This window comes from Curtobacterium sp. DN_7.5, from assembly GCF_022655355.1.
GTDB classification, from domain to species: domain Bacteria; phylum Actinomycetota; class Actinomycetes; order Actinomycetales; family Microbacteriaceae; genus Curtobacterium; species Curtobacterium luteum.
In genome coordinates, this window is the sequence record NZ_CP093378.1 from 366,770 (window position 1) to 392,210 (window position 25,441).

Genomic DNA, 25,441 nt, shown 5'->3' on the forward strand with positions numbered 1-25,441 from the left:
GCCTCCCGTTCGTCCTGTCGTCGCGTGCGGCGACGGCCGCTGCGGACCGGCTACGCGGCGACCGGCTCCGACGCGGCGTCCGCGAGCGCGCGCAGCGCGTCCTGGACCAGCGAGACGACCTCGTCGTCCTCGCGCGGGTGGGTCTCCGCGAACCGGACGACCGACTGCGGGATCGCGACCTTGACGTCCTCGAGGACCTTCGCGCCGGCGATCCCGGCGACCTTGCGGGCGTCGTCGTGCGCCCAGACGCCGCCGTACTGGCCGAACGCCGAACCGATCACGGCGAGGGGCTTGCCCGAGATCGGCGAGGCGCCGAACGGACGCGAGGCCCAGTCGAGGGCGTTCTTCAGCACGGCCGGGATGGTGCCGTTGTACTCGGGGGTGACGAGGAGCACGGCGTCCGCGGCGGCGAGTGCCTCGCGGAACGCGACGGCGGCGGCCGGCGGGGTCTCGCCGTCGATGTCCTCGTTGTAGAAGGGCAGGTCGGTGATGGCGTCGTACGTGCTGAGCGCGATGCCCTCCGGAGCGTGCTGCTCCGCGGCCTCGGCGAGCTTGCGGTTGATCGAGCCGGCGCGGAGGCTGCCGACCAGGACCAGGACGTTCGTCATGCGCGTTCCCTTGTTCGGTGACGGAAAGGTGTCAGGTACAAGCAATCACAGGCGGGAACGCACTATTCCCGCACACCGGGTCGTCGGTATCGTCGGCCGCGTGAGCACGCCACGGACGCCCGCCAGCACGCCCCGCACCGCCGACCCCGACTGGTGGCGGAACGCCGTCGTCTACCAGGTCTACCCGCGGAGCTTCGCCGACGCGGACGGCGACGGACTCGGCGACGTGGTCGGGATCACGTCGCGGGTGCCCTACCTCGCCTCGCTCGGCGTCGACGCGGTGTGGCTCTCGCCGTTCTTCCCGTCCCCGCTCGCCGACGGCGGGTACGACGTGGCCGACTACCGGGCGGTCGACCCCCGGCTCGGCACGCTGGACGACTTCGACGCGTTCCTCCGCGCCGCCCACGAGCACAACCTCCGCGTCATCGTCGACATCGTGCCGAACCACACCTCTGATCAGCACGAGTGGTTCCGTGCCGCGCTCGCGGCAGGACCCGGCTCGCCGGAGCGCGCCCGGTACGTCTTCCGCGAGGGAGCGGGGGAGTCCGGCGAGCTCCCGCCGAGCGACTGGGTGTCGAACTTCGGCGGCAGCGCGTGGACCCGGGTGCCGGACGGGCAGTGGTACCTGCACCTCTTCGCGCCCGAGCAGCCCGACCTCGACTGGTCGAATCCCGAGGTGCGGACGGACTTCGAGGAGACGCTCCGGTTCTGGGCCGACCGAGGGGTCGACGGGTTCCGGGTCGACGTGGCGCACGGCCTGGCGAAGGACCTCTCCACGCCCTACCGGCCCTCGAACGAGCACGCTCTGCCGCTCGACGGTTCGGACCCGCTGTACGACCGCGACGAGGTGCACGAGATCTTCGCGGGGTGGCGCCGCGTGCTCGACGAGTACGACCCGCCCCGAGCCGCCGTGGCGGAGGCGTGGGCACCGGCATCCCGTCGGGTGCTCTACGCCCGGCCGACCGAGCTCGGGCAGGCGTTCAACTTCGACCTGCTCGAGTCGCCGTTCGACGCGGCGGTCTTCCGCGAGGTCATCGACCGGAACCTCGCGGCGTCCGAGCAGTCCGGCGCCTCCTCCACGTGGGTGCTGTCCAACCACGACGTCGTCCGGCACGCGACCCGGTACGGGCTGCCGGACGGGACCGACACCGACGCCTGGCTCATGACCGACGGTACGTCCCCGGAGCTCGACCGTGCGCGGGGGCTCCGACGGGCGCGGGCCGCGACGATGCTGCTGCTCGCGCTGCCCGGGTCGACGTACGTCTACCAAGGGGAGGAGCTCGGGCTGCACGAGGCCGCCGCCATCCCGCGGGACGAGTTGCAGGACCCCAAGTGGATCCGGACCGGCCACACGGTCAAGGGGCGGGACGGCTGCCGGGTGCCGATCCCGTGGACGACCTCCGGGCCGTCGTTCGGCTTCGGCACCGCCGCTCCGCACCTGCCGCAGCCCGCCGAGTCCGGGGCGAGCTCGGTCGAGGCCGAGTCGGGCGACCCCGCCTCGACGCTGAGCCTGTACCGCGCCGCGCTCGCCGAACGGGCACGGCTGCAGCGCGGGGAGGGGCTGACCTGGGTGGCGGAGCCCGCGTCGCCGGAGGTCGTCGCGTTCGACCGGCACGACGGGTGGCGCTCGATGACGAACTTCGGCACGGAGCCGGTCCCGCTGCCCGAGGGTGCCGTTGTGCTGGCATCGGGGCCGCTCGGTGACGCGGAACTCCCGGGGGAGACGACGGTCTGGATCGTGCCCGGACGCTGACGGCAGCTCCCCGTTCCTGCACAGCCGCGTCGGTCGCGTCGTCTCTCCACCGGTCTGACGCGAGCCCCTCGGAGGCGTGGTGCTGCTCGCGACGATCGGGAGCATGACACATCCCAGCACCACCAGATCCCGGATCGTCCGGCGCCTGGCGGTCGCGGCGAGCGCGTGCACCGCGCTCGCCGTGCTCGCCGCGCCGGCCCTGACCGCGCCGCACTCGTCCGCGGCGGAGCTCACGTTCCCGTACGTCCACGAGTTCACCTCGGCGGCCGGGGGTGAGCTGCACGGTGACGCGAAGATCGCCGGCGGACGCCTCCGTCTGACCGAGGACACCAAGAAGCAGGCGGGGGCGTGGTCGATCAACGACACGTTCCCGTCCGACAGCGGACTCGAGATCGAGTTCACGTACACGATGCACACCGCGAAGGACGACCCCGGTGCCGACGGGCTCCTCCTGTTCCTCGCGGACGGCGCCGCGCAGCAGGGCGTGGGGTCCTTCGGCGCAGGGCTCGGCTACACCTGCCGCAAGGAGGCGACCGAGGGCGGCGGCCGGGTGTGCGACCTGCCCGGCGTCCCCGGCGGGTTCGCAGCGGTGGCCCTCGACCACTACGGCAACTTCTCGGCACGGATCAACGGTTCCGGGCCCGGCGCCAGCCCGCAGCACGTGGTGATCCGCGGTTCCGGCGACGGGCTCGAGGGCTACCGCTGGATCGCCGGGGCCCCCGCGCCCGGCGGCGTCCTCGCTGCGGGTGACTCCCCGCGGCGGGTCCGGATCACGCTGTTGCCGGGTGCTGCCGGGCAGCTGTCGATGACGGTCCGTCTGCAGCAGGGCAGCGCCATGCGGACCGTGCTCGCCGACGTGCCGCTGCAGGGTGACGGGCAGGCTCCGCTGCCGGACACGCTGCGCCTCGGGTTCGCTGCGGCGACCGGCAGCCACGTCAACGTGCACGAGATCGAGCGGCTCCGCGTCTGGAAGCCCGCGGACCTCGCCGTGGAGCAGGACCTCCCGCCGACCCTGACCCCGGGCGCCCCGGTCGAGTACACGGCGACGGCCCGGAACACGGGCATCAACGACAGTGCGCCGAGCCCCTTCGCGGTCGACGTCCCCGACGGGTTCCGTGACGTGCGCTGGCGCTGCGCGGATGCCGACGCTGCCGCGTGCAGCGTCCCGTCCGGCACGGGCGACGTCGCCACGGACCTCGACCTGCCCCGTGGTGGGTCCGCCTCCGTCGTCATCAGCGCCACCGTGGACGACGCCGCGTCCGGTGAGCTCGAGAGCGTCGCGACCGTCGAGGCAGCTCCGTCCGTCTCCGACGTCGACGAGTCGGACAACCGCTCGACCGCGACCACGACGGTCGCCGCCGACACCACCGCGCACGTCGAGACGGACAAGCGCGTCAGCCCGTCGGACGGCGTCGCGCCGGGCGACGAGGTCGAGTACGTCGTGACCGCACGGAACCGCGGCCCGGCGGTCGCGCTCGACGTCGGGGCGGTCGACGACCTGCCCACGGCGATGCACTTCGCCGGGTCGCCCGACGGTTGCACGGCCGAGGGGCAGCGGGTGACGTGCGCCTCCACGGGGACGCTCGCGGTCGGCGACTCGGTCGACTTCCGGATCCGCGCCGTGCTCGACCCGGACTACGAGGGCGACGGGTCGGACGTGGTGAACGTCGCGACCGCCACATCGCCGAGCGACCCCGACGGCGGTGACGAGTCGCCGGAGGTCACGATCGGCGTCGTCGACCCGGGCGACGGGACGCGGCCGACGCCGACGCCGACGGTCACGCCCACGCCCACGGTGACGCCGGCGCCGACACCGTCGGGGTCGCCCTCTCCGGGACCCGGGGCGGGTGACGGCGGCGACGGCGGCAACGGCAACGGCAACGGCAACGGCGGCAACGGCAACGATGGCCCCGCGTCGGGCGACGGGCGGCCGGACGCCGATGCCGGCTCCGGGAACGGCGCCGGCCATGCTGGACCCGACCGCCTGGCGTACACCGGCGCCGGCGGGCTGGTACCGCTCGCGGTGCTCGCCGTCCTCGCCACCGCTGTGGGCGGGACGGGGTGGCTCCTCCTCCGTCGGCGCCGACGGGCGCGGGCGAGCGTCGGCGACTGAGCAGCGAGAGCGACCGGCCGTCGCCGGCGACGGTCGGTGCGTCCCGGCCGGGGTTCGAGTCTCCTCAGCGAGGAACCGGCCCCGGTCGGGCGCCCACCGCGCCGGCGGTAGGATCGACGCGACGATCCGCATGCCCGAAAGAGGTCCCGTGTCCGACTCCGTGGACGACGCCACCACCGTGGACGACGCCACCCGGCGCGCACGCTACTGGCCGATCCCCGTCCTCCGGGCGGTCCCCGCAGCGGTCGTCGCGCTCGTGATCACGTTCTCCTCGAACCACGCCGCGGGCTACGGCCTGCTGCTGTTCGGCGCGTACGCGGTGGTCGAGGGCATCGTCCTCGCGGTCGGCTCTCGTCGGCTCGACGGCGACGCGCGATCCGCCCGCTCGACCCTCGCCCAAGCCGTCGTCGCGCTCGTCGCCGGCGTTGCCGCACTGGTGCTGAACGGGGCCGGCCTGCCCGCGTTCATCACGATCGTGGTGGCGTTCGCGGTGCTGACCGGCGCGCTCGAGCTCACCCAGGGGCTCCGGGTGCGCGGCCGATCGCCCTTCTCCCGGGACTGGACGACGGTCGGCGGGCTGACCCTGCTGCTCGCGATCGCGTTCCTCCTCACGCCGCCGGACTACTCGAAGGAGCTCGGCGGCATCGACAACGCACAGGGCACCCTCGACGCGCCGATCATCCTGGTCGGGCTGTTCGGCGCCTACCTCGCCGTCGCGGCGGTCTTCCACGTGATCGCCGGACTCTCGCACAAGTGGGGAACGGCCGCTCCGGTCGCCGCCCCGGACGGAGCACCACACGCATGAGCACCCCCAGCCGTCGCGACCGCCTGCGCCCGGCCGAGCTCCTCGGGATCTCGGCGATCGTCGCCGTCTTCGTGGGCCTGGTCGTGCTCATCTCGACCCGCGAAGCGCAGCTCGCCGTGATCTTCCTCGGCGTCGCGTTCATCGTGGTCGTGGTCGTGCTGGCCATGCTCCAGCTGGCGTCGACGAGCGACCAGGACGACAACGACATGCTCGGCGGTCACAAGACCCCGGGCGAGGGCGACGGCAACGACTTCCACTGAGCGGACGACCCGCACGAGCAGCCGGCTCCGCCCGCTCCAGGGGGCGCCCGACCTGCCGTCGCGGTACCGCCACCCGCGGCTGATCCTCGCGATCTGCTGCATGAGCCTCTTCATCGTGTCGCTCGACGCAACCGTCGTGAACGTCGCGCTGCCGTCCATCGGCCGTGAGCTCGGCAGCACGATCTCCGGGCTGCAGTGGACGATCGACGCGTACACGCTCGTCCTCGCGAGCCTGCTGCTGCTCTCCGGGTCCACCGCGGACCGGATCGGGCGGCGGACGACGTTCCAGGTCGGCCTCGCCCTCTTCACCGTCGGGTCGCTCCTGTGCTCGCTCGCGCCGGGCGTCGGCTGGCTCGTCGTCTTCCGCATGGTGCAGGCCGTCGGCGGCTCGATGATGAACCCGGTGGCGATGTCGATCATCACGGCGACCTTCGACGACCCGCGGCAGCGCGCTCGTGCGGTCGGCGTCTGGGGCGCGGTGGTCGGGGTCTCGATGGGGCTCGGGCCCCTCGTGGGCGGAGCGCTCACGGACTCGGTGGGGTGGCGTGCGATCTTCTGGATCAACGTGCCGGTCGGCATCGCGGCGATCGTGCTCACCCTCCTGTTCGTCCCCGAGTCGCGCTCGCCGAAGCCGCGGAGGCTCGACCCCCTGGGGCAGGCGCTCGTCATCGTGCTGCTGGCGTCCCTCGTCGGCGGACTCATCGAGGGGCCGCGCCTCGGCTGGACGTCGCCGGCGTCGCTCGGCCTCTTCGCCCTGGCAGCGGTGGCCCTCGTCGTCCTGGTCCGGGTCGAGCGGCGCCGCGCCGAACCGCTCGTCGACGTCCGGTTCTTCCGGAGCATCCCGTTCTCGTCCGCGGTCGTGACGGCGATCGTCGCGTTCGGCGCGAACGGTGCGTTCCTCTTCCTCAGCGCGCTCTACCTGCAGGAAGTCCGTGGCATGAGTCCGTTCGAGGCGGGCCTGTGGACCCTCCCGGCCGCCGTCGCGACGATGCTCGTCTCGCCCCTGTCCGGGCGGCTGGTCGGCTCGATGGGGGTCCGGGTGCCGCTCCTGCTCGCGGGTCTCGGCATCGCGGGCGCCGGCGCCGTCCTCACCACGATCGGAGCGGCCACGCCGATGCCCGTGCTCGTCGTGGCGTTCGTGCTGTTCGGCTTCGGGTTCGGGATGGTGAACGCGCCGATCACCAACACCGCGGTGTCGGGCATGCCCCGCGCCCAGTCCGGCTCGGCCGCTGCCGTGGCGTCGACGAGCCGGCAGACCGGGGTGTCGCTCGGGGTCGCCCTCGCGGGGACCGTCACCGGGGCGAGCGCCGTGGCGAGCGTGGGGCCGTCGTTCGCGGTGGCGACCCACGCGATGTGGTGGATCGTCGTCGGGATCGGGGCGGCGATCATGGTGGCCGCGTTCCTCTCGACGTCCGCCGCTGCGGACCGTTCCGTCGCCGGGATCGCACCGCTGCTCGACGAATGAACCCGGGCTGACAGCGGGCCGGCGACACGCCCGAGATCACGTTTTCGCAACCGTCCTGTCAGGATCGCGGGTCCTGCCGACACTCCTGGACGAAGGGGGTGGGATGTGGACGTGGGAACGGGCGCCGAGACGGACGAGCAACTCGTCCGGGCGATCGGGCACGGCGACCAGCAGGCGCTCGCACGAGCGTTCGACCGGTACGCGGCCACGCTCACCCGGTACGCCTGGGCCGTCGTGGAGAGCCGCATGGACGTCGAGGAATCGGTGCAGGACACGTTCCTGACGCTCTGGCAGCGCGCCGCGACCCTCGAGCTCCCGGCCGACACGATGCTGCCCTGGCTGCTCGTCGTCTGCCGGAACCACGCGCTGAACGCCGGGCGCAAGCAGGCCCGTCGCCGCGGCGTCGAGCTCCCCGAGGAGCTCCGCGCACCCGACGACCACGCGGAGGCCGTCGAACGGCTCCGATGGGTCCGCGACGAGATCGCGGCCCTGCCCGAGACCGATCGACGGATCTGCGAACTCTGCCTGCTGGAGGGGCACTCCTACGCCGAGGCCGCGCAGCTGCTCGGCCTGAGCGTCGGTGCGGTCACCCAGCGGGTCTCGCGGTCCCGCGCACGACTGCGGAAGGCGGTGATGCACGATGAACACTGAACCCCCCGAGGGAGACGACCTCCAGCGGATGCTCGTGGCGATGAAGCAGAACGTCCTCGAGCGCGCCACACCGCGACGCCGACGCCGTGCGCGCCCCGGTCTCGTGATCGGTGTCGTCGGGCTGCTCGCCCTGGGCACCGCCTCCGGCGCGGTCGCCCTGAGCCTGTCCCAGCAGGACCGACCCGTCGCAGCGCCCACCGAGACGCAGGAGCCCGGACCGGCACCGTCGGCCACCACACCGACGTCCGCACCGATCACCGCGACCCCGACGCCCCGCCCAGTGCCGACACCGACGCCGACGAGCGAGCCGGACGTCCGGATCCCGGGCGACTGCTACCTCCTCGTCCCCGACAGCGACTACGCCCGTTTCTTCGGAGCGGCTCAGCACACGTCGACGATCTGGACTCCTGAAGGCGGTGGTCGGCAACCGGACGGGAACGACCGGATCCAGGGGCTGCGCGACCCAGATGAAGCCTTGTCGTGCACGTGGCAGAACGAAGGAGTCGTCGCCAACATCTCCGTGGTGGTCCGCCCGGCTTTTGAGGATGACGCTGCCGAGATCCCGGAACTCGTGGCGGAATCCAACCCGACGTGCGAGGACCGCTTGGGTGGCCGGGCCTGCAGCTGGACGCCTGGTACCGACAGTGGCGACGCTGTCCGGGGCACGTACTTCACCCGCGGCAACCTGACCATCGACATCATGCAGACCGACTTCCCGACGAACGGGCTCTTGCCCGCGATCGTCGGGGAGATCTGGGGGGACTGACGGCCTGGAGGCGCGTGGCGGGTCCGCACCGCGCCTCCAGTCCGTCGGACGGGGACCTACCCGACGCGCGCCGCCACGATGTCGCGCGCCAGCGTCTGCGTCGCGCGGTTCGGCTCCGGGCTGGTGCGCATCGCGAGCCCGATCCGCAGCGGCGGGACATCGTCCGCGAGCTCGAGCACCGCGCCCTCGTGCTCCACGCCCGGGTCCGGGACCACCCCGACGCCGAGGCCTGCGGCCGCGAACCGGATCACCGCGGGCATGTCGTTCATCTCCGCGATGATCCGGCGCCGGATCCCGAGCCGCTCGAGCGCCTGGTCGAGGAGGACGCGGTTGCCGAACCCGTGCGCGGTGTCGACGAAGGGCTCGTCCGCCAGCTCCGCCAGTGACACGGATGTGCGACCGGCCAGGGGGTGGTCCGGGGCGGTGAAGACGCGGAACGGCAACTCGCGCAGCGGCTCGACGACGATGCCGCTCGGCGGGTTCGGCAGCCCGGAGTAGGCGAGGTCGAGCCGTCCGGCCACGAGGTCCTGCACGAGCCCGGTCGTCCCCGTCGGCGAGGTCATCAGCTCGACCGCGACGAGCGGGTGCCGCTGCCGGAAGCGCCGCAGCACGCCGGTCAGGTCGACGATGTCCATGCTCGTGAAGATGCCGAGCCGGACCCGCCCGCGGAGGTCGGCGTCCTCGACCGTCGCGAGGTCCCGCATCCGGTCGAGCGACTCGAGCACCGCGCGGGCGTGGGGGAGGAGGTCCTCGCCGGCGGTGGTCAGCACGAGGGTGCGTCCGGTCCGCTCGAACAGCCGGACGCCGAGCGACCGCTCGAGGGAGGCGATCCCGGCGGACACCGTCGACTGCGCTGCCCACAGGCGCTCGGCCGCACGGGTGACACCGCCCTCGGTGGCGACGGCGACGAACTGCTCCAGCAGGCGGGTCTCCATCACCCCATCATCGACCGCGTCGATGCCACACATCAAGAACATCCGTTGGACTCGATTGCGCCCGGGGTCGATGATCGGAGCATGCCAGTCATCGGGCAGAACCCCGACACTCGTCCGTCGGCCGGACCCGTCCCCGCCCCGCGCGGCCGCCGGTCGCACAGCCGCCGCCGTCACGGCGCCGGCTTCTGGGCCGTTGCGTTCGCGTTCCTGTCCGTGATGGCGTTCGCGACCGTCCCGGCCCCGCTGTACGTCATCTACCAGGCGCGCGACGGCTTCCCGACGATCACCACCACGGTCGTCTTCGCGGCGTACGGCGTCGGTGTGGTCGGGTCCCTGTGGCTCGCCGGGCACCTCAGCGACGTGCACGGACGGAAGCCGCTCATCCTCGTGTCGGTCGCACTCGAGATCGTCGCCGCGGTGCTCTTCCTGGTCTGGAACGACGTCCCCGGGCTCATCGTCGCCCGGCTCGTCACCGGACTCGGCGTCGGCACCCTGACCGCGACGGCCACCGCCCACCTCGGCGAGCTCCGGGTCCGGGCGACCGGCTCCGAGGCCTCGGCCAAGGGCGCGAGCGTCGCGGCGGGCGCGGTCAACCTCGGCGGTCTCTCGCTGGGCGCCCTCGTCGGTGGCGCGCTGGCCGAGTTCGTCGGCCAGCCCCTGATGGTGCCGTACGTCGTGTTCGTCATCGCCTTGGCGATCGCGTTCGTCGTCGTGCTCGCCGCGCCCGAGACCGTCGACCGCCCCGAGTCGCCCGTGCCGTACCGTCCGCAGCGCATCCAGGCCCCGGCCGGCAAGGGTGCTGCGTTCTGGGCCGCCGGCACCGGGGCGTTCGCCGCGCTGGCCGTCCAGGGCCTGTTCACCTCGGTGGCGCCGACCTTCCTCGGGACGACGTTCCACGTGACCGACCGACTCGCCGCCGGGGCCACGACCTTCGGGGTGTTCGCCGCGAGCGCGGTCAGCCAGCTCGTCTTCGCCCGACTGTCCCAGCGGGCGCAGATCCGGCTCGGGGTCGTGCTCCTCGTCGGCGGGCTCGCGGTCCTGGCCGTCGCTGCGGTCCTCCTGCAGGTCGCCGGGTTCATCGGGGGCGGGGTGGTCGCGGGCGCCGGGGTCGGGCTGCTCTTCCGCGCCTCGATCGCCAGCGCCGGTGCGCTCGTCGGACCCGAGCGTCGAGGCGGGGTGCTGGCTGCGACGTTCCTCATCGCCTACGCGGGTCTGACGGTCCCGGTGGTCGCGGTCGGTGCGGCGCTGCTCGTGCTCCCGACGCTCTCGGTGCTGGTCGGGTACGTCGTGCTCGTGGCGGTGCTCGCCGTCGTCGCCGGGCGGCGGCTGGCCGCGCGCGCCTGAGTCCCGGGTGCCCGCAGGTCCTGCGGGCACTGCGGTCGCTACGGGCGCTGCGGTCACTGCGGGTGCCGCGGGTACCTGCGGCTCCGCGGACGCGGTCGGCCACTGCGGTCGCCTGCGGCACCGCGGGCACTCGCGGGCCCTTGTGGCCCGCAGCTGTCCGACCCGGCCCGCAGCTGTCCGACCCGGCCTGGAACCCGTCCGACCCGGCCTGGAGGCGCGGAGCCGGTCCGGCATACTGGCCGCATGCCCCAGAAGCGCCGCCGGTCCGTCATCACCGGGGTCGCGGCCGTCCTCGCAGCGGGTCTGCTCGCGGGCGGGCTCGCCCTCACCGCCGATCGCAGCGTCGACGAGCCGGTCATCGCCGAGGGGCCGTCGGCCGCGGGGACCACCTCGGGGAACGAGGGCGTCGTGGTCATCACCCGCGACGGCCCCGACCTGCCCGGCGCGGACGTCCTCGACGGGTGCGCGTCCGACGACCGGCAGCTCGTGGCGCAGTACGACACCGATGCCCTCGGGCGGGTCGTGCTGCAGTGCGGCAACCCGAGCCAGGGCTACGAGCACATCCGGGTCCGGCACGAGCAGGACTGGACCGAGGTCCTCGGCGGGCGCGGCTCCCGGGACTGGGACGACGCCATGCTGACCGCGGTCCGGACGGCCCTGACGGCGCCGCGCTCCGGCTACCCGGAGGACGCCGGCGACGGCAAGGTCTGCTTCGTCGCCCCGGTGTCGTTCGACGACGGATCGCGGCCGGATCGCGAGCCGTTCGTCAAGGTCATCGTCTCCGCCACCACCGACCGGGTGATCACGGCGTACCCGACGCGCACCGACGGCTGCTGACCGTCGCGGGCGCGGCCCCGCTGTCCCCGCTGCCGCCGTCGCCGTCGCCGCTGTGGTGCGACGCAGCCGTCGTCGTGCGACAGCGGACACGTCGTTCGTTGCGCACGCGGGCAGTCGCCGTCGCTGCGGTGCGACGCCGCCGTGGTCGTGCGACAGCGGCCGCGTCGTTCGTTGCGCGCGCGGGCAATCGCCGCGGCTGCAGTACGCCGTCCCCGCCACCGTCGCTATGGTGCGACGCCGCCGTCGTCGTGCGACAGCGGACACGTCGTTCGTTGCGCACGCGGGCAGTCGCCGTCGCTGCGGTGCGACGTCCCCGCCACCGTCGCTGTGGTGCGACGTCCCCGCCGCCGTCGCTGCGGTGCGACGCCGCCGTCGTCGTGCGACAGCGGACAGGTCGTTCGTTGCGCACGCGGGCAGTCGCCGTCGCTGTGGTGCGACGCCGTCGTCGTCGTGCGACAGCGGAGACGTCGTTCGTTGCGCACGCGGGAAGTCGCCGTCGCCGGAGCAGACCGACCACCACCCCAGGACGACGCGGACGAGCCGCCGCGGCACGACCGACTAGGCGTGGACCTCGTGCTCGTGCCGCCGGTGCGACGCGGGCTCGAGCTGGAACGTCGAGTGCTCCACGGGCACGTCGAAGTGCTCCGCCACGCACTGCTGCAACTCGTCGAGGATGCGCGGAGCGTGCGCCGTCGAGAAGCAGTGGTCGTCCACCACCACGTGCGCCGTGAGGTTCGGCACGCCCGTCGCGACGAGCGTGGCGTGCAGGTCGTGCACGGCGATCACGTGGTCGAGCTCGAGGATGTGCCCGCGCACGGCGTCGAGGTCGAGCCCGGGCGGCGTCGACTCGAGCAGGACGTTCGCGGTCTCGCGCAGCAGCCGGAGCGCCCGCGGCAGGATGAGCAGGCCGATGAGGATGGCGGCGACCGAGTCGGCGCGCTCCCACCCGGTGACCATGAGCACCACGGCCGCGACGATCACGGCGACCGAGCCGAGGGTGTCGTTCAGGACCTCGAGCCGGGCGGCACGTGAGGTGAACCCCTCGCCCGAGGCCCGGAGGAGCACCGCGTACGCGACGAGGTTGCCGACGAGGCCGATCACGCCGAACACGAGCAGGGGCCCGGAGTGGATCTCCGCCGGGACGACCAGGCGCTGGATCGCGGAGATGATCACGAAGACGCCGACCGCGAGCAGGATGGCCGCCTGCGCGGTGGCACCGAGCACCTCGGCCCGCTGGTACCCCCACGTGCGCTGCGCGGTCGGGCTGCGCCGGGCGAGCCGGGTCGCGACGAGGCCGATGCCGATCCCGCCGGTGTCGACCACCATGTGCCCGGCGTCCACCAGCAGCGCCAGGGACCCGGTGACGACCGCGCCGACCACCTCGGCGAGCAGGATGCCCGCGGAGACGCAGAACGCGACGAGCAGGGCACGCTCCGAGGCGTGGCCGTGCGCGTGCCCGTGGTCGTGTCCCATGCCGACATCGTAGGGACCGCCGCCGACGCCGTGCCAGGATCAGGCTGTGAGTCGGTCACCGTACGAGCTGAGCACCCCCGCGGACGCCCTCGCCCGGCTCCACCCCCGCCTGCGCACCTACTTCGGCCCGGTCCCGGTCGGGCACGTCGGTCGGGGGTCCGGAGTGTTCGACGTCGTGGGGACACCGCGCCGCTGGCTCTGGCCGCTCCTGGCCTGGTTCGCCCGTGACGCGGTGATGTTCCCGGTCTGGGAGCGCAACGTGCCCTTCACGGTCGAGAACCGCCCCGTGCGCGTCGGGCGCGGTCCGGGCCCGGGGGACGTCGCGGTCCGGGCGCACCGCACGTTCCGGTTCCGATTCGGCGACCGCACGATGGTCGACGCGATCACGGCGGGGCCGGACGGTCTGGTCGACCACCTCGGCCGCCGTGGGCGCGTGTCCGCGCGGCTCCGCGCGGAGGTCCCGACGGACGGGCCGGATGCGGGTGCGCTTCGTCTCGTCTCCACGCACGTGGCGTTCCGTGCGCTGGGACGGGAGTGGGGCCTCCCGGCCGTCACCGCACCGCGTGTGACGCTCGTCGAACGATTCGATGACGATGCCGACCTGCAGCGCGTGTCCCTGGTGCTCGCGATGCCGGTCCTCGGCACGCTGTACCGGTACGAGGGGGCGTTCAGCTACTCCGTCGTGCCGGAAGGAGAACGCTGATGGGAACACCGGGAACACAGGGGACGCCGGAGCCGAAGCCCCGCGTGGTCGTCGCGGGCGCGAGCGGGTTCGTCGGGCAGGCCCTGCGCCGCGCCTTCGCGGACGAGGGCTACGAGGTCGTCACCGTGGGCCGCACGGGCGACGCCGTGTGGGGCAACACCCTCCGCATCCGCGAGCTCGTGGACGGTGCCGCGCTGGTCGTCAACATGGCGGGCAAGAGCGTCAACTGCCGCTACGGACGACGGAACCGCAGGGAGATCCTGCGCTCCCGGGTGGACACGACGCTCGAACTGGCCGAGGCGATCCGGACGAGCGAGCACCCGACCCCGCTGTGGGTGAACGCGTCCACCGCGACCATCTACCGGCACGCCGACGACCGCCCGCAGGACGAAGCCACGGGGGAGCTCGGCGAGGGGTTCTCGGTCGGGATCGCGAAGGCGTGGGAGCAGGCGTTCTTCGGTGCCGACCTCCCGGGCACGCGCCGGGTGGCCCTGCGCATGGCGATCGTGTTCGGCGACGGCAGCGCCCTCGTCCCGCTGCTCCGTCTGGCGCAGGCCGGCCTCGGTGGTCCGCAGTACGACGGCGCCTGGTTCCCGACCCGCTCCCGGCTCCGCGCCGGCACGTACCACCACCACCGGCACACCCGTGGACGGCAGCGGTTCAGCTGGGTGCACCTGGACGACGTCGTCGGTGCGATCCGCTTCGTGCGCGACCACGAGGCGATCGACGGCCCGGTGAACGTGTCGAGCCCGAACCCCTCGGACAACCGGACGGTGATGGCGACGATCCGCGACGCGGTCGGGCGGCGGTTCGGCCTCCCGACGACCCGGTGGATGCTCGAGCTCGGCTCGTTCGCGATCCGCACGGAGACCGAGCTCGTGCTGAAGAGCCGGTGGGTGGTGCCGACCCGACTGCTCGAGGCCGGCTACGAGTTCCGGTACCCGGATCTCCGAGGCGCGCTCGCCGGGATCATCGCGGAGCGTCGACAGCATCGGGGCTGAGCGTCGGCGACGGGACCGGCACACCGCCGGCCCCCGGCACGCCGCCGGCCCCGAGCGACGGCGCCCGCACGCCGCCGGCCCCGGGCGACGGCGCCGGCACGCCGCCAGCCGAGGACGACACCGCGGGTGGCAGCCCGGACGACGCCGACCCAGCCCGCCGCGCCGGCCGCGACGCCCACAGCACGGCCCCCACGACGACCGCCCCCGCCACGACCTCGACCGCGTCCGGCACCTCCCCGAACGCCGCCCACGAGGCGAGCACCCCGACCACGGGCACGAGCATCGAGAACGGCGCGACCGTGCTCGACGGGTAGGTCCCCATCAGCCGCGACCAGATGCCGTACCCGACGAGGGTCGCCACGAGGACGATGTAGAGCAGGCCGAGGTCGGCCGGCAGTGCTGCGCGTGTGAAGACCGTGCCGAGCGCCTCCCCGATGCGCGACGGACCCTCGACGACCACCGACAGCACCGCCATCGGCACCGGCGGCACGATCGACCACCAGAGCGTGAGGTGCAGCGGGTTCGGGGCCCCGGCCCGCCGCGTCGCGACGTTGCCGATCGCCCACCCGAGCGCCCCGCAGAGCGCCAGCACGACCGGCAGGAGCGCCGCCGCCTGCGCACGGTGCACCGCGATCGCCGCGAGCGCGCACACCGCGATCGTCACCCCGACGACCTGCCGCCCGGTGAGGCGCTCCCGCAGGAAGACCCCGGCGAGGACGACCGTGAACGGCGCCGACGCCTGCAGCACCAGCGACGCCAGCCCCGAGGGCATGCCCGACGCCATGCTCAGGTAGAGGAACGCGAACTGCAGGACCCCGAGCCCGAACCCCACCAGCAGCAGCCGGCCGAACGGGATGCGCGGCCGCGGCACGAAGAGCACCGTCGGCACCGCGAGCAGGGTGAACCGGAGCGCGGCGAGCAGGAACGGCGGGAAGTGGTCGAGCGCCAGGGCGGTGGCGGGGAAGTTCAGCCCCCAGGCCACGGCCACGACGACGGCGAGGAGACGGTCACGAGCGAGCACGCCTCCAGCCTGGCGAGCACGACGCTGTAGCACCAGCGAATGATCCGACAGCGACGATGTAGTGTCCCTGCATGGTCGACTTCGACGTGCAGCTCCTCGCGGTCCTCCGCGAACTCGCCGACCGCGGCAGCGTCACCGCCGTCGCCGAGGCCACCCACCGCACCCCGAGTGCGGTGTCGCAGCAGCTCCGCACCCTCCAGCGGCAGGCCGGGGTCCCGCTCGTCGAACGTCGGGGCCGCGGCGTCTGCCTCACCGAGGACGGCCGGGTGCTCGCGGGGCTCGCCACCGGGGTGGCCACCGCCGTCGCCGCGGTGGACGCCGCCTGGCGCGAGCACTTGGGCGGCACCATCGGCCAGGTCGACCTCGCGATCTTCCCGTCGGCCGCCGAGCTCCTGCTCCCCGGCCTCCTCAGCCGGATGCGGGAACACCCGGGCATCGAGCTCGTGCTCGTCGACGTGGACGTCAGCGAGGACGAGTTCGGGCCGCTCGCCGCCGACCACGACGTCGTCGTCGGGCACCGTCCGGACGGCGCGCCGCCCGCGGGACGGGCAGGCCTCCGGACGTTCCCGCTGCTGCGCGAGCCGCTCGACGTCGCGTTCCCGACCGACCACCCCCTCGCCGGACGCCGTCGGGTCGCCATCGACGACGTCGTGGGGGAGACGTGGATCGGGGTCCCGGAGAGCTACCCCATCGACCGGGTGCTCACCGCGCTCGCGGCCGCGACGGACACTCCGCCGAGCGTCGCCTTCCGGACGATCCACCTCCCGCTCATCGAGAACCTCGTCGCCGCCGGGCACGGCATCGCCCTGGTGCCGCGCTGGACCTCGGGCACACGGGCGCCGGGCCGGTTCCACCTCGCCGAGCTCGCGGACGTCCGGGCCGGACGTCGCATCGACGCGCTCGTCCGCCCGGACCGTGCGGTCCGTCCCGGGGTGCGGACCGTCCTGGAGGCGCTGGTCGCCGAGGCGCACGACGTCACCGCCTGAGCCGGTGACGGTCGCGGCGGGGCCGACCCGGGCCTCCAGGCCGATGCGTGACGCACGACCGCAGACGGCCGCCTCCGCGCTTCGCGGGGACGGCCGTCGGACGTGGAGCGTCGGACTTGGAGCGTCGGGCGTGGAGCGTCAGACGTCCAGGTGGTCGACCAGCTCGTCCGCGAGCCCCGTGTACGTCGCCGGCGTGAGGTTCGTCAGCCGCGCCTTCGCGCCGTCCGAGATGTCGAGGCCGTTCACGAACGCGACCAGGTCCGCCTGGCCGATCCGCTTGCCGCGCGTGAGCTCCTTGAGCATCGCGTAGGGGTCCTCGATGTTCGACTGCCCGGCGGTGACCTCGGCGCGGATGACCGTCTGGATCGCCTCGCCGAGCACCTCCCAGTTGCCGTCGAGGTCCTCGGCGAGCCGCGCCTCGTTGACGGCGATCTCGGACAGGCCGCGACGGAGGTTGTCGAGCGCGAGCAGGGAGTGGCCGAACGCGACGCCGATGTTCCGCTGCGTCGTGGAGTCGGTCAGGTCGCGCTGCAGGCGGCTCGTGACGAGGGTCTCGGACAGCGTCGAGAACAGGGCCGACGAGATCTCGAGGTTCGCCTCGGCGTTCTCGAAGCGGATCGGGTTGATCTTGTGCGGCATCGTCGACGACCCCGTGGCACCCGCGACCGGAATCTGCGTGAAGTACCCCATCGAGATGTAGGTCCACACATCGGTGGCGAGGTTGTGCAGGATGCGGTTCGCATGGCGGACGCGGTCGTACAGCTCGGCCTGCCAGTCGTGCGACTCGATCTGCGTCGTCAGCGGGTTCCAGGTCAGCCCGAGGCCCTCGACGAACTCCTTCGACAGCGCGGGCCAGTCGGCCTCGGGGTCGGCGGCGAGGTGGGCCGAGAACGTGCCCGTCGCGCCGCTGAACTTGCCGAGGTACTCGGTCGCCTCGACCTGCGCGAGCACCCGCTCCAGGCGGTACACGACCACCGCGAGCTCCTTGCCGAGCGTCGTCGGCGTCGCGGGCTGCCCGTGCGTGTGCGAGAGCATCGGGACGGCCTTGAGCTCCTCGGCCATCTGGCGGAGCGCCGCGATCACTGCCTTGAACGCCGGCAGCCAGACCTGGTCGACGGTGTCGCGCACGGTGATGGCGTACGAGAGGTTGTTGACGTCCTCGCTCGTCGCGGCGAAGTGGGTGAGCTCCGCGATCGCGTCGAGGCCGAGCTCCGACAGCCGCCGGCGGACGAAGTACTCGACCGCCTTGACGTCGTGCCGGGTCGTCGCCTCGATCTCGCCGAGCTCGGCGATCTGCTCCTGCCCGAAGGTCTCCGCGACGCGGCGCAGTGCGGCCTTGTCGTCGACGCTCAGCGGCGACGTGGTGAACATCGCGTGGTCGGTCAGGAAGACCAGCCACTCGACCTCGACCACGATGCGGGCGCGGTTGAGGCCGGCCTCGGAGAGGTGCTCGCCCACCGTGTGCACGATCGGGTAGTACCGCCCGTCGAGCGGGCTGATCGGCTGCGGGGGAAGGGGGGTCATGGGGCTCCCTGACGGACTGCCGGCTCGAGTTGGCGGAAGAGCGCCCGGCAGGCCCGTTCGACGGTCGAGAGCACTCGGTCGAACTCGTGCCGGTCCGCGTAGTACGGGTCCGGTACGTCGGTCTGCTGGGGCCAGGCGTCGTCGTACCGCAGCAGGAGCGTCACCTTCGCGGCGTCGTCCATGGTCGGTGCCCACGACCGCAGGACGCGTTCGTGGGAGCGGTCGAGTGCGACCACCAGGTCGAGGTCCGGGAACCGGTCCGGGTCGAACTGGCGGGCGCGATGCCTGCTCCCATCGTATCCGCGCGCGGCGAGGGCCGCGATCGTCCGCTCGTCCGCCGGCTCGCCGACGTGCCAGTCGCCGGTGCCCGCGGACTCGACGACGAACCGGTCGCTCATCCCGGCGTCGGCGGCGAGCTGCGCGAACACGATGCCGGCCATGGGGGAGCGGCAGATGTTGCCGCTGCAGACGAACGAGACGCGGAACGGGGCGTCGGCGTCCTGGGTCATGGGGACATCATGGCGCAGCAGGCGGTGGTCGGCGACACCCCCGATCCGGCCGGGAGGCACGGTGCGGGTCATGGACGACGGCTCCACTACGCAGGTGGTGGCGTCGGGTGCGTGCGCGCTCACGCGCGCCGGAGGTGCGGTCCGGCGGTGCCCGGTGCGGCGGTGCGCGGCGCCGAGGCACCCGGTCCGGCGGTGCGCGGCGCCGAGGCACCTGGTCCGGCGGTGCCCGGTGCGGTCACGCGCGGCCGCGGTCGAGCACCGGCCGCACGAACAGGCCGATCAGCCAGGCGAAGACGGCCAGGACGAAGGCGCCCACGATGCCCCACCCGAAGGAGTCGACGTGCAGCCCGAAGCCGATCGCGGTCGAGATCCCGGCGACGATGAGCAGCAGCACGGCGTTCACGACGAACGAGATGAGCCCGAGGGTCAGGATGTACAGCGGGAACGCGACAACCCGGATGATCGTCCCGATGACCGCGTTGACGAGGCCGAAGACGAACGCGACGAGCAGGAACGTGAGGACGGTCGCGGTCGTGCCGCCGTCCCCGAACGCGGTCACGGAGACGCCGCTCACCAGGAGGGTGGTGAGCCAGAGCGCGAGGGCGTTGACGACGAGGCGGACGAGGAATCGCATGCGCCCATGATGCCCGGGCCCACCAGGGCGCGTGCCGCGAGACCGCTGCCGGTACCCTGACGGGATGAGCGACGAGCGCGTCCACATCCGTCCCGACATCGCCGTGCTGCCCGCGTACAAGCAGGGTCGTCAGGCAGCGGCGGACGCGTTCAAGCTCTCGAGCAACGAGAACCCCTTCCCGCCGCTGCCCGGTGTCGTGCAGGCCGTGCAGGCGCAGACGGCGTTCAACCGCTACCCGGACGCCACCGCCCTCGCCGTCCGTGCCGAGCTGGCGCGCCGGTTCGACGTCACCGCGGACGAGGTCCACGTCGCCCCCGGCAGCGTCGCGATCCTGCACGAGCTGGCGAAGGCCACGAGCGGCCCCGGCGACGAGGTCGTCTACGCCTGGCGGTCCTTCGAGGCCTACCCCGGGGTCGTCACCGTCGCGGGGGCGACGAGCGTGCAGGTGCCGAACCGGCCGGACGGCGGGCACGACCTCGACGCGATGGCCGCCGCCGTCACCGAGCGCACCCGCATGGTGATCGTCTGCACGCCGAACAACCCCACGGGCCCGGTCGTCACCGCCGACGAGTTCGACCGGTTCATGGCGTCCGTGCCGTCGACCGTGCTCGTGGTCCTCGACGAGGCCTACGCCGAGTTCGTCACCGACCCTGCGGCGGTCCGCGGCGGAGCGCTCATCGGACGCTTCCCGAACCTGGTCGTCCTGCGGACGTTCTCGAAGGCGTACGGACTCGCCGGCCTCCGTGTCGGCTACGCGATCGGGCCGCAGTACGTGCTCGACGCCGTCCGTGCGTGCGCGATCCCGCTGTCGGTCACCGCGCAGGGGCAGGCCGCGGCGCTCGCGAGCCTCGAGCGCGAGGACGAACTGCTCGAACGCGTCGCCGAGCTCGCCGACAGCCGCGACCGCATCGTCGCCGCGCTGCGCGACCAGGGCTGGCCCGTCCCCGACGCCCAGGGCAACTTCGTCTGGCTGCCGACCGGCACCGGGACGGCTGCCGCAGCCGAGGCGTTCGAGGCCGCGGGGATCATCGTCCGCGCCTTCCCACCGGAGGGCATCCGCATCTCGATCGGCGAGCACGAGGCTGTGGAAACGCTCCTCGAAACGGCCCGGTCGCTTGTGGGGGACCTCACATCGGCCCGTTGACCGCTGCCGCTACGCTGGCCCGCATGTCATTCCGCGCCGCGGCTCCCGCGACGAGCACCATCCGGCTCCTCGACCCCGAGGGTCGGTTCGTGGAGACCGACGAGAACGCCGAGTTCGCCGCCGCAGCGCGGGCGATCCCGGACGAGACCCTGCTGGCGATGCACCGCCGCATGGTGCTCACCCGCCGGTTCGACCACGCCGGACACAACCTCCAGCGCACCGGGCAGCTCGGGCTCTGGGTGCCGAGCCACGGACAGGAAGCCGCGCAGACCGGCTCCGTCTTCGCGCTCCGCGCCCAGGACCACGTCTTCCCGTCGTACCGCGAGCACGCCGTCACCACCGAGCGTGGCGTCGAGCCGATGGAGATCATCGCGATGTACCGCGGCCAGACGCACGGCGGCTGGGACCCGGACGAGCGTGGGAACACGCACATCTCGACGCTCGTGATCGGCTCGCAGACGCTGCACGCGACCGGGTACGCGCTCGGGCAGAAGCTCGACGGCGTCGTCGGTACGGGCGATCCGGACGTCGACGCATGCTCCATCGTGTACTTCGGCGACGGCGCGACCAGCCAGGGCGACGTGAACGAGGCGTTCGTCTTCGCCACCTCGACGCAGGCGCCCGTCGTGTTCTTCCTGCAGAACAACCACTGGGCGATCTCCGTCCCGGTGACCGTGCAGTCGCCGACCCCGCTCGTCGACCGCCCGCGTGGCTTCGGCATCCCGAGCGTCCTCATCGACGGCAACGACATCCTCGCGTCCTACACGGCATCCGTCGTCGCGACCGAGCACGCCCGCAGCGGCCGGGGTCCGGCGTTCATCGAGGCCGACACCTACCGCATCGGCGCCCACACCAGCTCGGACGACCCGAGTCGGTACCGCGCCGACGGCGAGCTCGAGGACTGGGTCCGCCGCGACCCGATCGCGCGCTCCGAGGCCTACCTCCGCTCGAAGGGCGCGACCGACGAGCAGTTCGCCGCGTTCGACGCCGAGGGCGAGGACCTCGCCGCCGACGTCCGTCGCCGCACGGTGGAGCTGACCCCGCCGCCCGTCGACGTCATGTTCGACAACGTCTACCGCGAGCCGCACCCGCTCGTCGCCGAGCAGAAGGCCTGGCTCGAGCACTACGAAGCCGGCTTCGAGGGGAGCGCCCACTGATGAGCACGACCGAGCAGCTCTTCGACTACACGCTCCGGGCCCACCCCGGCGCCGGCGAGGTCCCGAGCGACCCCACCCCCACGCTGACCATGGCCAAGGCGCTCAACGCCGGGCTCGCCGCCGCGATGGAGGCCGACGACAAGGTCCTGCTCATGGGCGAGGACATCGGCCAGCTCGGCGGGGTCTTCCGCATCACCGAGGGCCTGCAGGACCGCTTCGGCCCCGAGCGCGTGCGGGACACCCCGCTCGCCGAGTCCGGCATCATCGGCACCGCGATCGGCCTGGCCCTGCGCGGCTACCGACCGGTCGTCGAGATCCAGTTCGACGGCTTCGTGTGGCCCGGCTTCGACCAGATCACCTCGCAGCTCGCGAAGATGCAGAACCGGCTCCCGGCGCACATGTCGCTGCCGGTCGTCATCCGGATCCCCTACGGCGGCCACATCGGTGCCGTGGAGCACCACCAGGAGTCCCCGGAAGCGTACTTCGCGCACACCGCCGGCCTCCGGGTCGTGAGCCCGAGCACCCCGAACGACGCCTACTGGATGATCCAGGAAGCAGTGGCGTCGAAGGACCCGGTGGTCTTCCTCGAGCCGAAGTCCCGTTACTGGCCGAAGGGGCAGGTCGACCTCGTCGACGGCCACGTGCCGATGCACACCACGCGGGTCGCCCGCACCGGCACCGAGGTCACCCTCGTCGGCCACGGCGCGATGGTCGCCACGCTCATGCAGGCGGCCGAGATCGCCGAGTCCGAGGGCACGAGCTGCGAGGTCGTGGACCTCCGCTCGATCTCCCCGATCGACTGGGAGCCGCTGCTCGCCTCGGTCGCGAAGACCGGTCGGCTCGTCATCGCACAAGAGGCGTCGGGCTTCGTGAGCGTCGGCAGCGAGATCGCCGCCACGGTCGCGGAGCGTGCCTTCTACACGCTGCAGGCGCCCCCGCTGCGGGTGTCCGGCTTCGACGTCCCGTTCCCGGTGTCGAAGCTCGAGCACCTCCACCTCCCGGACGCCGACCGCGTCCTCGAGGCCGTCGACCGCGCTCTCGCGTACTGACCCCCGTCCGACCCCGAACGACGTCGAAGGAGCCGTAGTGGCCGCCGCCGAATTCCCCCTGCCCGACGTGGGCGAAGGCCTCACCGAGGCCGAGATCGTCCAGTGGCGTGTCGCCATCGGGGACGAGATCGCCGTCGACCAGGTGCTCGTGGAGATCGAGACGGCGAAGTCGCTCGTGGAGCTCCCGTCGCCGTTCTCCGGCACCGTGACGGGCCTGCTCGTCGCGGAGGGCGACACCGTCGAGGTCGGCAAGCCGATCATCCGGGTCGACTCGGACGTGGTCGCCGGTGGCCAGCCGGGAGGCTCCACCCCCGTCGCCGAGGCGGCTCCCGTGTCGCCCGTGGTCGCCCCCACCCCGTCGGTCGCGCCCGCAGAGCCCGCTCCCGCCGCGCCGGCTCCCGCTGCGTCCACGCCGGCAGCCGCTCCTGCGGCGCCCGCTCCTGCGGCGCCCGCCCCGGCAGCGGCTCCGGCCGTGGCCGCTCCCGCCGCGCAGGCTCCCGTCGCACCGGCCGCTCCCGCGGCCGCGGCGCCGTCCGCAGCACCGACGTCCGTCGCCGACGGCGCAGCCGTCGTCGGCACCGACGAGACGTCCGGCGCGGTCCTCGTGGGGTACGGCTCCGCGACCTCCGCGCCGTCGCGTCGGAAGCCGGGAGCCCGCCGGGCCGCAGCCCTCGCGGCCGAGGCGAGCCGCGCCTCCAGTGCGGACGCGGCGGCAGCCGCCGAAGCGGCATCCGACCCGGGTGAGGACTCGACCGCCGACGCCGTCGCCAGCCAGGGCACGCGCCCGCGCAAGCAGAGCGTGGCGACGAACGTCCTCGCCAAGCCGCCGATCCGGAAGCTCGCCCGTGACCTCGGCGTCGAGTTGAGCGAGATCGTCGCGACGGGCCTCTCGGGTGAGATCACGCGCGACGACGTGATCCGGCACGCGAAGCAGGCCAGCGTGTTCCGCAACATCGAGACGCCCGAGTGGGGCGAGGTGCGCAGCGAGACCATACCGGTCAAGGGCGTCCGCAAGGCCATCGCGACCGCCATGACCACCTCGGCGTTCACCGCTCCGCACGTGTCGCTGTTCGTGGACGTCGACGCGACGCACACGATGGAGTTCGTCAAGCGGCTCAAGGCCTCGCCGACGTTCGCCGGGGTCAAGGTGTCGCCGCTGCTCATCGTGGCGAAGGCCGTCATCTGGGCCGTCCGTCGCAACCGCTCGGTGAACTCGACGTGGACCGACAGCGAGATCATCGTCCACCACTTCGTCAACCTCGGCATCGCCGCTGCGACCCCGCGCGGGCTCATCGTCCCGAACATCAAGGACGCGCAGGACATGTCGCTCCTCGAACTGGCGCAGGCGCTCGAGCAGCTCACGATCACCGCCCGCGACGGCAAGACGACCCCCGCGCAGATGGCGAACGGCACGGTGTCGATCACGAACATCGGGGTGTTCGGCATGGACACCGGGACGCCGATCCTCAACCCGGGCGAGGTCGCGATCGTGGCCATGGGGACGATCAAGCCGAAGCCGTGGGTCGTCGACGGCGAGGTCCGCTCGCGCATGGTGACGACCATCGGGGCGTCCTTCGACCACCGGGTCGTCGACGGCGACGTGGCATCGCGCTTCGTGCACGACGTGGCCTCGGTGCTCGAGGAGCCAGCGCTGCTGCTCGACTGACGGTCGGAGGCTGCGGTCGGCGGCGGCGGCGGCGGCGGCGGTGCTGCGGCGGCGGCGGTCGGCGGCGGTGCCCGGTCGCGGTGGCGGTCGGCGGCGGTCGTGCGGGATTCCGCACGACCGGGGCCGGGTTGCGCGGAAGTTCCGCGGAGTTCACCCGGATGTCGGTGGCCGGGGTGAGGATCGGAGCATGGTCCACCAGCTCCTGGTCCCCCCGCAGGAGATCCGAACGGATCGGCTGCTCCTGTCACCGCTGACGCCCGGTGACGTCGTCGACGTGCACGCGCTCTTCTCGGACGCCCGCACGTGGCAGCACCTGCCCGAGGGTCGGCACCGCGACCGTGCGCAGACCGTCGCGCTGGTCCAGGCGAAGATCGGCGGCCGCATCCGCCACGGGCTCGGGTCCTGGCTGGTCCGCTCCGTGCATGACGGTGGGTTCCTCGGTGTCGCCGGTGTGGACATGACAGCCGGGCACGTCTGGAACCTGGGCTACCGGTTCGTGCCGGAGTCGTGGGGCAACGGCTACGCGACCGAGGCCGCCGTGGCCGCAGTGCGGGCCGCGCACGACGCCGCCCCCGACGTGCCGGTCACCGGTCGGGTGCTCACGAACAACCCGGGGTCGGCGGTGGTGCTCCGTCGCGCCGGCCTCTCGCTCGTCTGGCAGGGCACGACCGCTGCGCCGACGCCGGTCGGGGTGGAGCGGCAGGTGTGGGCCGACCGCGGCCTCACCGACGAGCAGCACGCCTGGCTCGTCGAGCACGCCTGATCGCTGGCGCGCTCCCGCGGGGCGGTGCCCTCGCTGCTCGGTGCCCTCCCTGTGCGGTGCCCTCGCCGCACGGTGCGAGGTTTCGCGCGTGGTGCGAGGGACAAGGTCTCGCACGGTGTGCAGAACCTCGCACCATGCCACCGCCACGTCGCACGGTGCGAGGTGCACGCCGCGCGGGGCACGGTGCGAGGTTTCGCGCATGGTGCGAGGGGCAAGGCCTCGCACGGTGTGCACAACCTCGCACCATGCCACCGCCACGTCGCACGGTGCGAGG

At 73.1% G+C, this 25,441-nt stretch carries 24 protein-coding genes; 17 read left to right on the forward strand and 7 right to left on the reverse strand.

What is annotated here, in order from left to right:
• Positions 1 to 50: 50 nt before the first annotated feature.
• A complete protein-coding gene (locus MON03_RS01780) occupies positions 51 to 608 on the reverse strand; it encodes an NADPH-dependent FMN reductase (RefSeq protein ID WP_022902632.1) in 558 nt (185 codons plus the stop codon).
• Positions 609 to 708: 100 nt separating this feature from the next.
• Here MON03_RS01780 and MON03_RS01785 point away from each other — a divergent pair, with 100 nt between their 5' ends.
• The 7 genes from MON03_RS01785 (at position 709) to MON03_RS01815 (ending at position 8,421) form a co-directional block, all read left to right on the forward strand.
• Complete coding sequence (locus tag MON03_RS01785; RefSeq protein ID WP_242090158.1) at positions 709 to 2,361, forward strand: glycoside hydrolase family 13 protein; 1,653 nt, start codon at positions 709 to 711, stop codon at positions 2,359 to 2,361.
• Between the two features lie 103 nt (positions 2,362 to 2,464).
• Positions 2,465 to 4,474: a lectin-like domain-containing protein gene (locus tag MON03_RS01790; protein ID WP_242090160.1), complete on the forward strand. Its 2,010-nt coding sequence runs from the start codon at positions 2,465 to 2,467 to the stop codon at positions 4,472 to 4,474.
• A 148-nt stretch (positions 4,475 to 4,622) separates the two neighbouring features.
• The gene (locus MON03_RS01795; RefSeq protein ID WP_242090162.1) at positions 4,623 to 5,279 is read left to right on the forward strand and encodes a DUF308 domain-containing protein; all 657 of its coding nucleotides are present in this window, start codon (positions 4,623 to 4,625) and stop codon (positions 5,277 to 5,279) included.
• Entirely contained in the window at positions 5,276 to 5,539 is a 264-nt protein-coding gene (locus MON03_RS01800) for a hypothetical protein (protein WP_022902628.1), read from the forward strand. Before MON03_RS01795 ends, MON03_RS01800 begins: the two co-directional genes overlap by 4 nt.
• Positions 5,540 to 5,639: 100 nt before the next feature.
• Positions 5,640 to 7,004, forward strand: coding sequence for a DHA2 family efflux MFS transporter permease subunit (locus MON03_RS01805; protein WP_242090163.1), 1,365 nt, complete (start codon positions 5,640 to 5,642; stop codon positions 7,002 to 7,004).
• Between the two features lie 105 nt (positions 7,005 to 7,109).
• Positions 7,110 to 7,655, forward strand: coding sequence for an RNA polymerase sigma factor (locus tag MON03_RS01810; RefSeq protein ID WP_022902626.1), 546 nt, complete (start codon positions 7,110 to 7,112; stop codon positions 7,653 to 7,655).
• A complete protein-coding gene (locus tag MON03_RS01815; RefSeq protein WP_148286061.1) occupies positions 7,645 to 8,421 on the forward strand; it encodes a hypothetical protein in 777 nt (258 codons plus the stop codon). The genes MON03_RS01810 and MON03_RS01815 overlap by 11 nt, the downstream gene beginning before the upstream one ends.
• Before the next feature lie 56 nt (positions 8,422 to 8,477).
• On the opposite strand, the gene MON03_RS01820 is transcribed toward MON03_RS01815, so the two are convergent.
• Entirely contained in the window at positions 8,478 to 9,356 is an 879-nt protein-coding gene (locus MON03_RS01820; RefSeq protein ID WP_242090165.1) for a LysR family transcriptional regulator, read from the reverse strand.
• An 81-nt stretch (positions 9,357 to 9,437) separates the two neighbouring features.
• On the opposite strand from MON03_RS01820, the gene MON03_RS01825 reads away from it, so the two are divergent.
• Both MON03_RS01825 and MON03_RS01830 read left to right on the forward strand, forming a co-directional pair.
• Complete coding sequence (locus MON03_RS01825) at positions 9,438 to 10,700, forward strand: MFS transporter (protein ID WP_242090168.1); 1,263 nt, start codon at positions 9,438 to 9,440, stop codon at positions 10,698 to 10,700.
• A 243-nt stretch (positions 10,701 to 10,943) separates the two neighbouring features.
• A complete protein-coding gene (locus tag MON03_RS01830) occupies positions 10,944 to 11,537 on the forward strand; it encodes a hypothetical protein (RefSeq protein WP_175328872.1) in 594 nt (197 codons plus the stop codon).
• A gap of 558 nt (positions 11,538 to 12,095) precedes the next feature.
• On the opposite strand, the gene MON03_RS01835 is transcribed toward MON03_RS01830, so the two are convergent.
• Complete coding sequence (locus tag MON03_RS01835; protein WP_022902621.1) at positions 12,096 to 13,010, reverse strand: cation diffusion facilitator family transporter; 915 nt, start codon at positions 13,008 to 13,010, stop codon at positions 12,096 to 12,098.
• Between the two features lie 46 nt (positions 13,011 to 13,056).
• Between MON03_RS01835 and MON03_RS01840 the strand changes: the two genes are divergently transcribed.
• The gene (locus MON03_RS01840) at positions 13,057 to 13,713 is read left to right on the forward strand and encodes a DUF4166 domain-containing protein (protein WP_242090170.1); all 657 of its coding nucleotides are present in this window, start codon (positions 13,057 to 13,059) and stop codon (positions 13,711 to 13,713) included.
• Positions 13,713 to 14,714 (forward strand): epimerase, encoded by a 1,002-nt coding sequence (locus tag MON03_RS01845; RefSeq protein ID WP_242090172.1) that lies wholly within the window; start codon positions 13,713 to 13,715, stop codon positions 14,712 to 14,714. The genes MON03_RS01840 and MON03_RS01845 overlap by 1 nt, the downstream gene beginning before the upstream one ends.
• On the opposite strand, the gene MON03_RS01850 is transcribed toward MON03_RS01845, so the two are convergent.
• Positions 14,683 to 15,735 carry an EamA family transporter gene (locus MON03_RS01850; protein WP_242090174.1) on the reverse strand — a complete coding sequence of 351 codons (1,053 nt, stop codon included), beginning with the start codon at positions 15,733 to 15,735 and terminating at the stop codon, positions 14,683 to 14,685. The genes MON03_RS01845 and MON03_RS01850 overlap by 32 nt on opposite strands.
• A 71-nt stretch (positions 15,736 to 15,806) precedes the next feature.
• Here MON03_RS01850 and MON03_RS01855 point away from each other — a divergent pair, with 71 nt between their 5' ends.
• Positions 15,807 to 16,721: a LysR family transcriptional regulator gene (locus MON03_RS01855; RefSeq protein WP_022903769.1), complete on the forward strand. Its 915-nt coding sequence runs from the start codon at positions 15,807 to 15,809 to the stop codon at positions 16,719 to 16,721.
• 138 nt (positions 16,722 to 16,859) lie between these two features.
• On the opposite strand, the gene purB is transcribed toward MON03_RS01855, so the two are convergent.
• The 3 genes from purB to MON03_RS01870 all read right to left on the reverse strand — a co-directional run bounded on the left by purB (position 16,860) and on the right by MON03_RS01870 (position 19,388).
• Positions 16,860 to 18,245 carry an adenylosuccinate lyase gene (purB, locus tag MON03_RS01860; RefSeq protein ID WP_022903768.1) on the reverse strand — a complete coding sequence of 462 codons (1,386 nt, stop codon included), beginning with the start codon at positions 18,243 to 18,245 and terminating at the stop codon, positions 16,860 to 16,862.
• Entirely contained in the window at positions 18,242 to 18,754 is a 513-nt protein-coding gene (locus MON03_RS01865) for a low molecular weight protein-tyrosine-phosphatase (protein ID WP_022903767.1), read from the reverse strand. The genes purB and MON03_RS01865 overlap by 4 nt, the downstream gene beginning before the upstream one ends.
• 235 nt (positions 18,755 to 18,989) lie before the next feature.
• A complete protein-coding gene (locus MON03_RS01870; RefSeq protein WP_022903765.1) occupies positions 18,990 to 19,388 on the reverse strand; it encodes a phage holin family protein in 399 nt (132 codons plus the stop codon).
• Positions 19,389 to 19,452: 64 nt separating this feature from the next.
• Between MON03_RS01870 and MON03_RS01875 the strand changes: the two genes are divergently transcribed.
• From MON03_RS01875 to MON03_RS01895, 5 genes are all read left to right on the forward strand, one after another.
• Positions 19,453 to 20,532, forward strand: a complete 1,080-nt coding sequence (locus MON03_RS01875; RefSeq protein ID WP_242090176.1) for a histidinol-phosphate transaminase — start codon at positions 19,453 to 19,455, stop codon at positions 20,530 to 20,532.
• A gap of 23 nt (positions 20,533 to 20,555) precedes the next feature.
• A complete protein-coding gene (locus MON03_RS01880) occupies positions 20,556 to 21,689 on the forward strand; it encodes a thiamine pyrophosphate-dependent enzyme (protein ID WP_242090178.1) in 1,134 nt (377 codons plus the stop codon).
• Between the two features lie 89 nt (positions 21,690 to 21,778).
• A complete protein-coding gene (locus tag MON03_RS01885) occupies positions 21,779 to 22,738 on the forward strand; it encodes an alpha-ketoacid dehydrogenase subunit beta (protein WP_242091492.1) in 960 nt (319 codons plus the stop codon).
• Between the two features lie 37 nt (positions 22,739 to 22,775).
• Positions 22,776 to 24,404, forward strand: coding sequence for a dihydrolipoamide acetyltransferase family protein (locus MON03_RS01890; protein WP_242090179.1), 1,629 nt, complete (start codon positions 22,776 to 22,778; stop codon positions 24,402 to 24,404).
• 187 nt (positions 24,405 to 24,591) lie between these two features.
• On the forward strand, positions 24,592 to 25,167 hold the full coding sequence (locus MON03_RS01895; RefSeq protein WP_175328866.1) for a GNAT family N-acetyltransferase: 576 nt from the start codon (positions 24,592 to 24,594) through the stop codon (positions 25,165 to 25,167).
• Positions 25,168 to 25,441 lie beyond the last annotated feature (274 nt).

Excerpts from the sequence above, each read along its gene's own strand:
- MON03_RS01780 (WP_022902632.1), bottom strand. The coding sequence starts at position 608 with ATGACGAACGTCCTGGTCCTGGTCGGCAGCCTCCGCGCCGGCTCGATC.
- MON03_RS01790 (WP_242090160.1), top strand. The coding sequence starts at position 2,465 with ATGACACATCCCAGCACCACCAGATCCCGGATCGTCCGGCGCCTGGCG.
- MON03_RS01800 (WP_022902628.1), top strand. The coding sequence starts at position 5,276 with ATGAGCACCCCCAGCCGTCGCGACCGCCTGCGCCCGGCCGAGCTCCTC.
- MON03_RS01805 (WP_242090163.1), top strand. The coding sequence starts at position 5,640 with ATGAGCCTCTTCATCGTGTCGCTCGACGCAACCGTCGTGAACGTCGCG.
- MON03_RS01815 (WP_148286061.1), top strand. The coding sequence starts at position 7,645 with ATGAACACTGAACCCCCCGAGGGAGACGACCTCCAGCGGATGCTCGTG.
- MON03_RS01820 (WP_242090165.1), bottom strand. The coding sequence starts at position 9,356 with ATGGAGACCCGCCTGCTGGAGCAGTTCGTCGCCGTCGCCACCGAGGGC.
- MON03_RS01825 (WP_242090168.1), top strand. The coding sequence starts at position 9,438 with ATGCCAGTCATCGGGCAGAACCCCGACACTCGTCCGTCGGCCGGACCC.
- MON03_RS01830 (WP_175328872.1), top strand. The coding sequence starts at position 10,944 with ATGCCCCAGAAGCGCCGCCGGTCCGTCATCACCGGGGTCGCGGCCGTC.
- MON03_RS01835 (WP_022902621.1), bottom strand. The coding sequence starts at position 13,010 with ATGGGACACGACCACGGGCACGCGCACGGCCACGCCTCGGAGCGTGCC.
- MON03_RS01845 (WP_242090172.1), top strand. The coding sequence starts at position 13,713 with ATGGGAACACCGGGAACACAGGGGACGCCGGAGCCGAAGCCCCGCGTG.
- MON03_RS01855 (WP_022903769.1), top strand. The coding sequence starts at position 15,807 with ATGGTCGACTTCGACGTGCAGCTCCTCGCGGTCCTCCGCGAACTCGCC.
- purB (WP_022903768.1), bottom strand. The coding sequence starts at position 18,245 with ATGACCCCCCTTCCCCCGCAGCCGATCAGCCCGCTCGACGGGCGGTAC.
- MON03_RS01865 (WP_022903767.1), bottom strand. The coding sequence starts at position 18,754 with ATGACCCAGGACGCCGACGCCCCGTTCCGCGTCTCGTTCGTCTGCAGC.
- MON03_RS01870 (WP_022903765.1), bottom strand. The coding sequence starts at position 19,388 with ATGCGATTCCTCGTCCGCCTCGTCGTCAACGCCCTCGCGCTCTGGCTC.
- MON03_RS01875 (WP_242090176.1), top strand. The coding sequence starts at position 19,453 with ATGAGCGACGAGCGCGTCCACATCCGTCCCGACATCGCCGTGCTGCCC.
- MON03_RS01880 (WP_242090178.1), top strand. The coding sequence starts at position 20,556 with ATGTCATTCCGCGCCGCGGCTCCCGCGACGAGCACCATCCGGCTCCTC.
- MON03_RS01885 (WP_242091492.1), top strand. The coding sequence starts at position 21,779 with ATGGCCAAGGCGCTCAACGCCGGGCTCGCCGCCGCGATGGAGGCCGAC.
- MON03_RS01895 (WP_175328866.1), top strand. The coding sequence starts at position 24,592 with ATGGTCCACCAGCTCCTGGTCCCCCCGCAGGAGATCCGAACGGATCGG.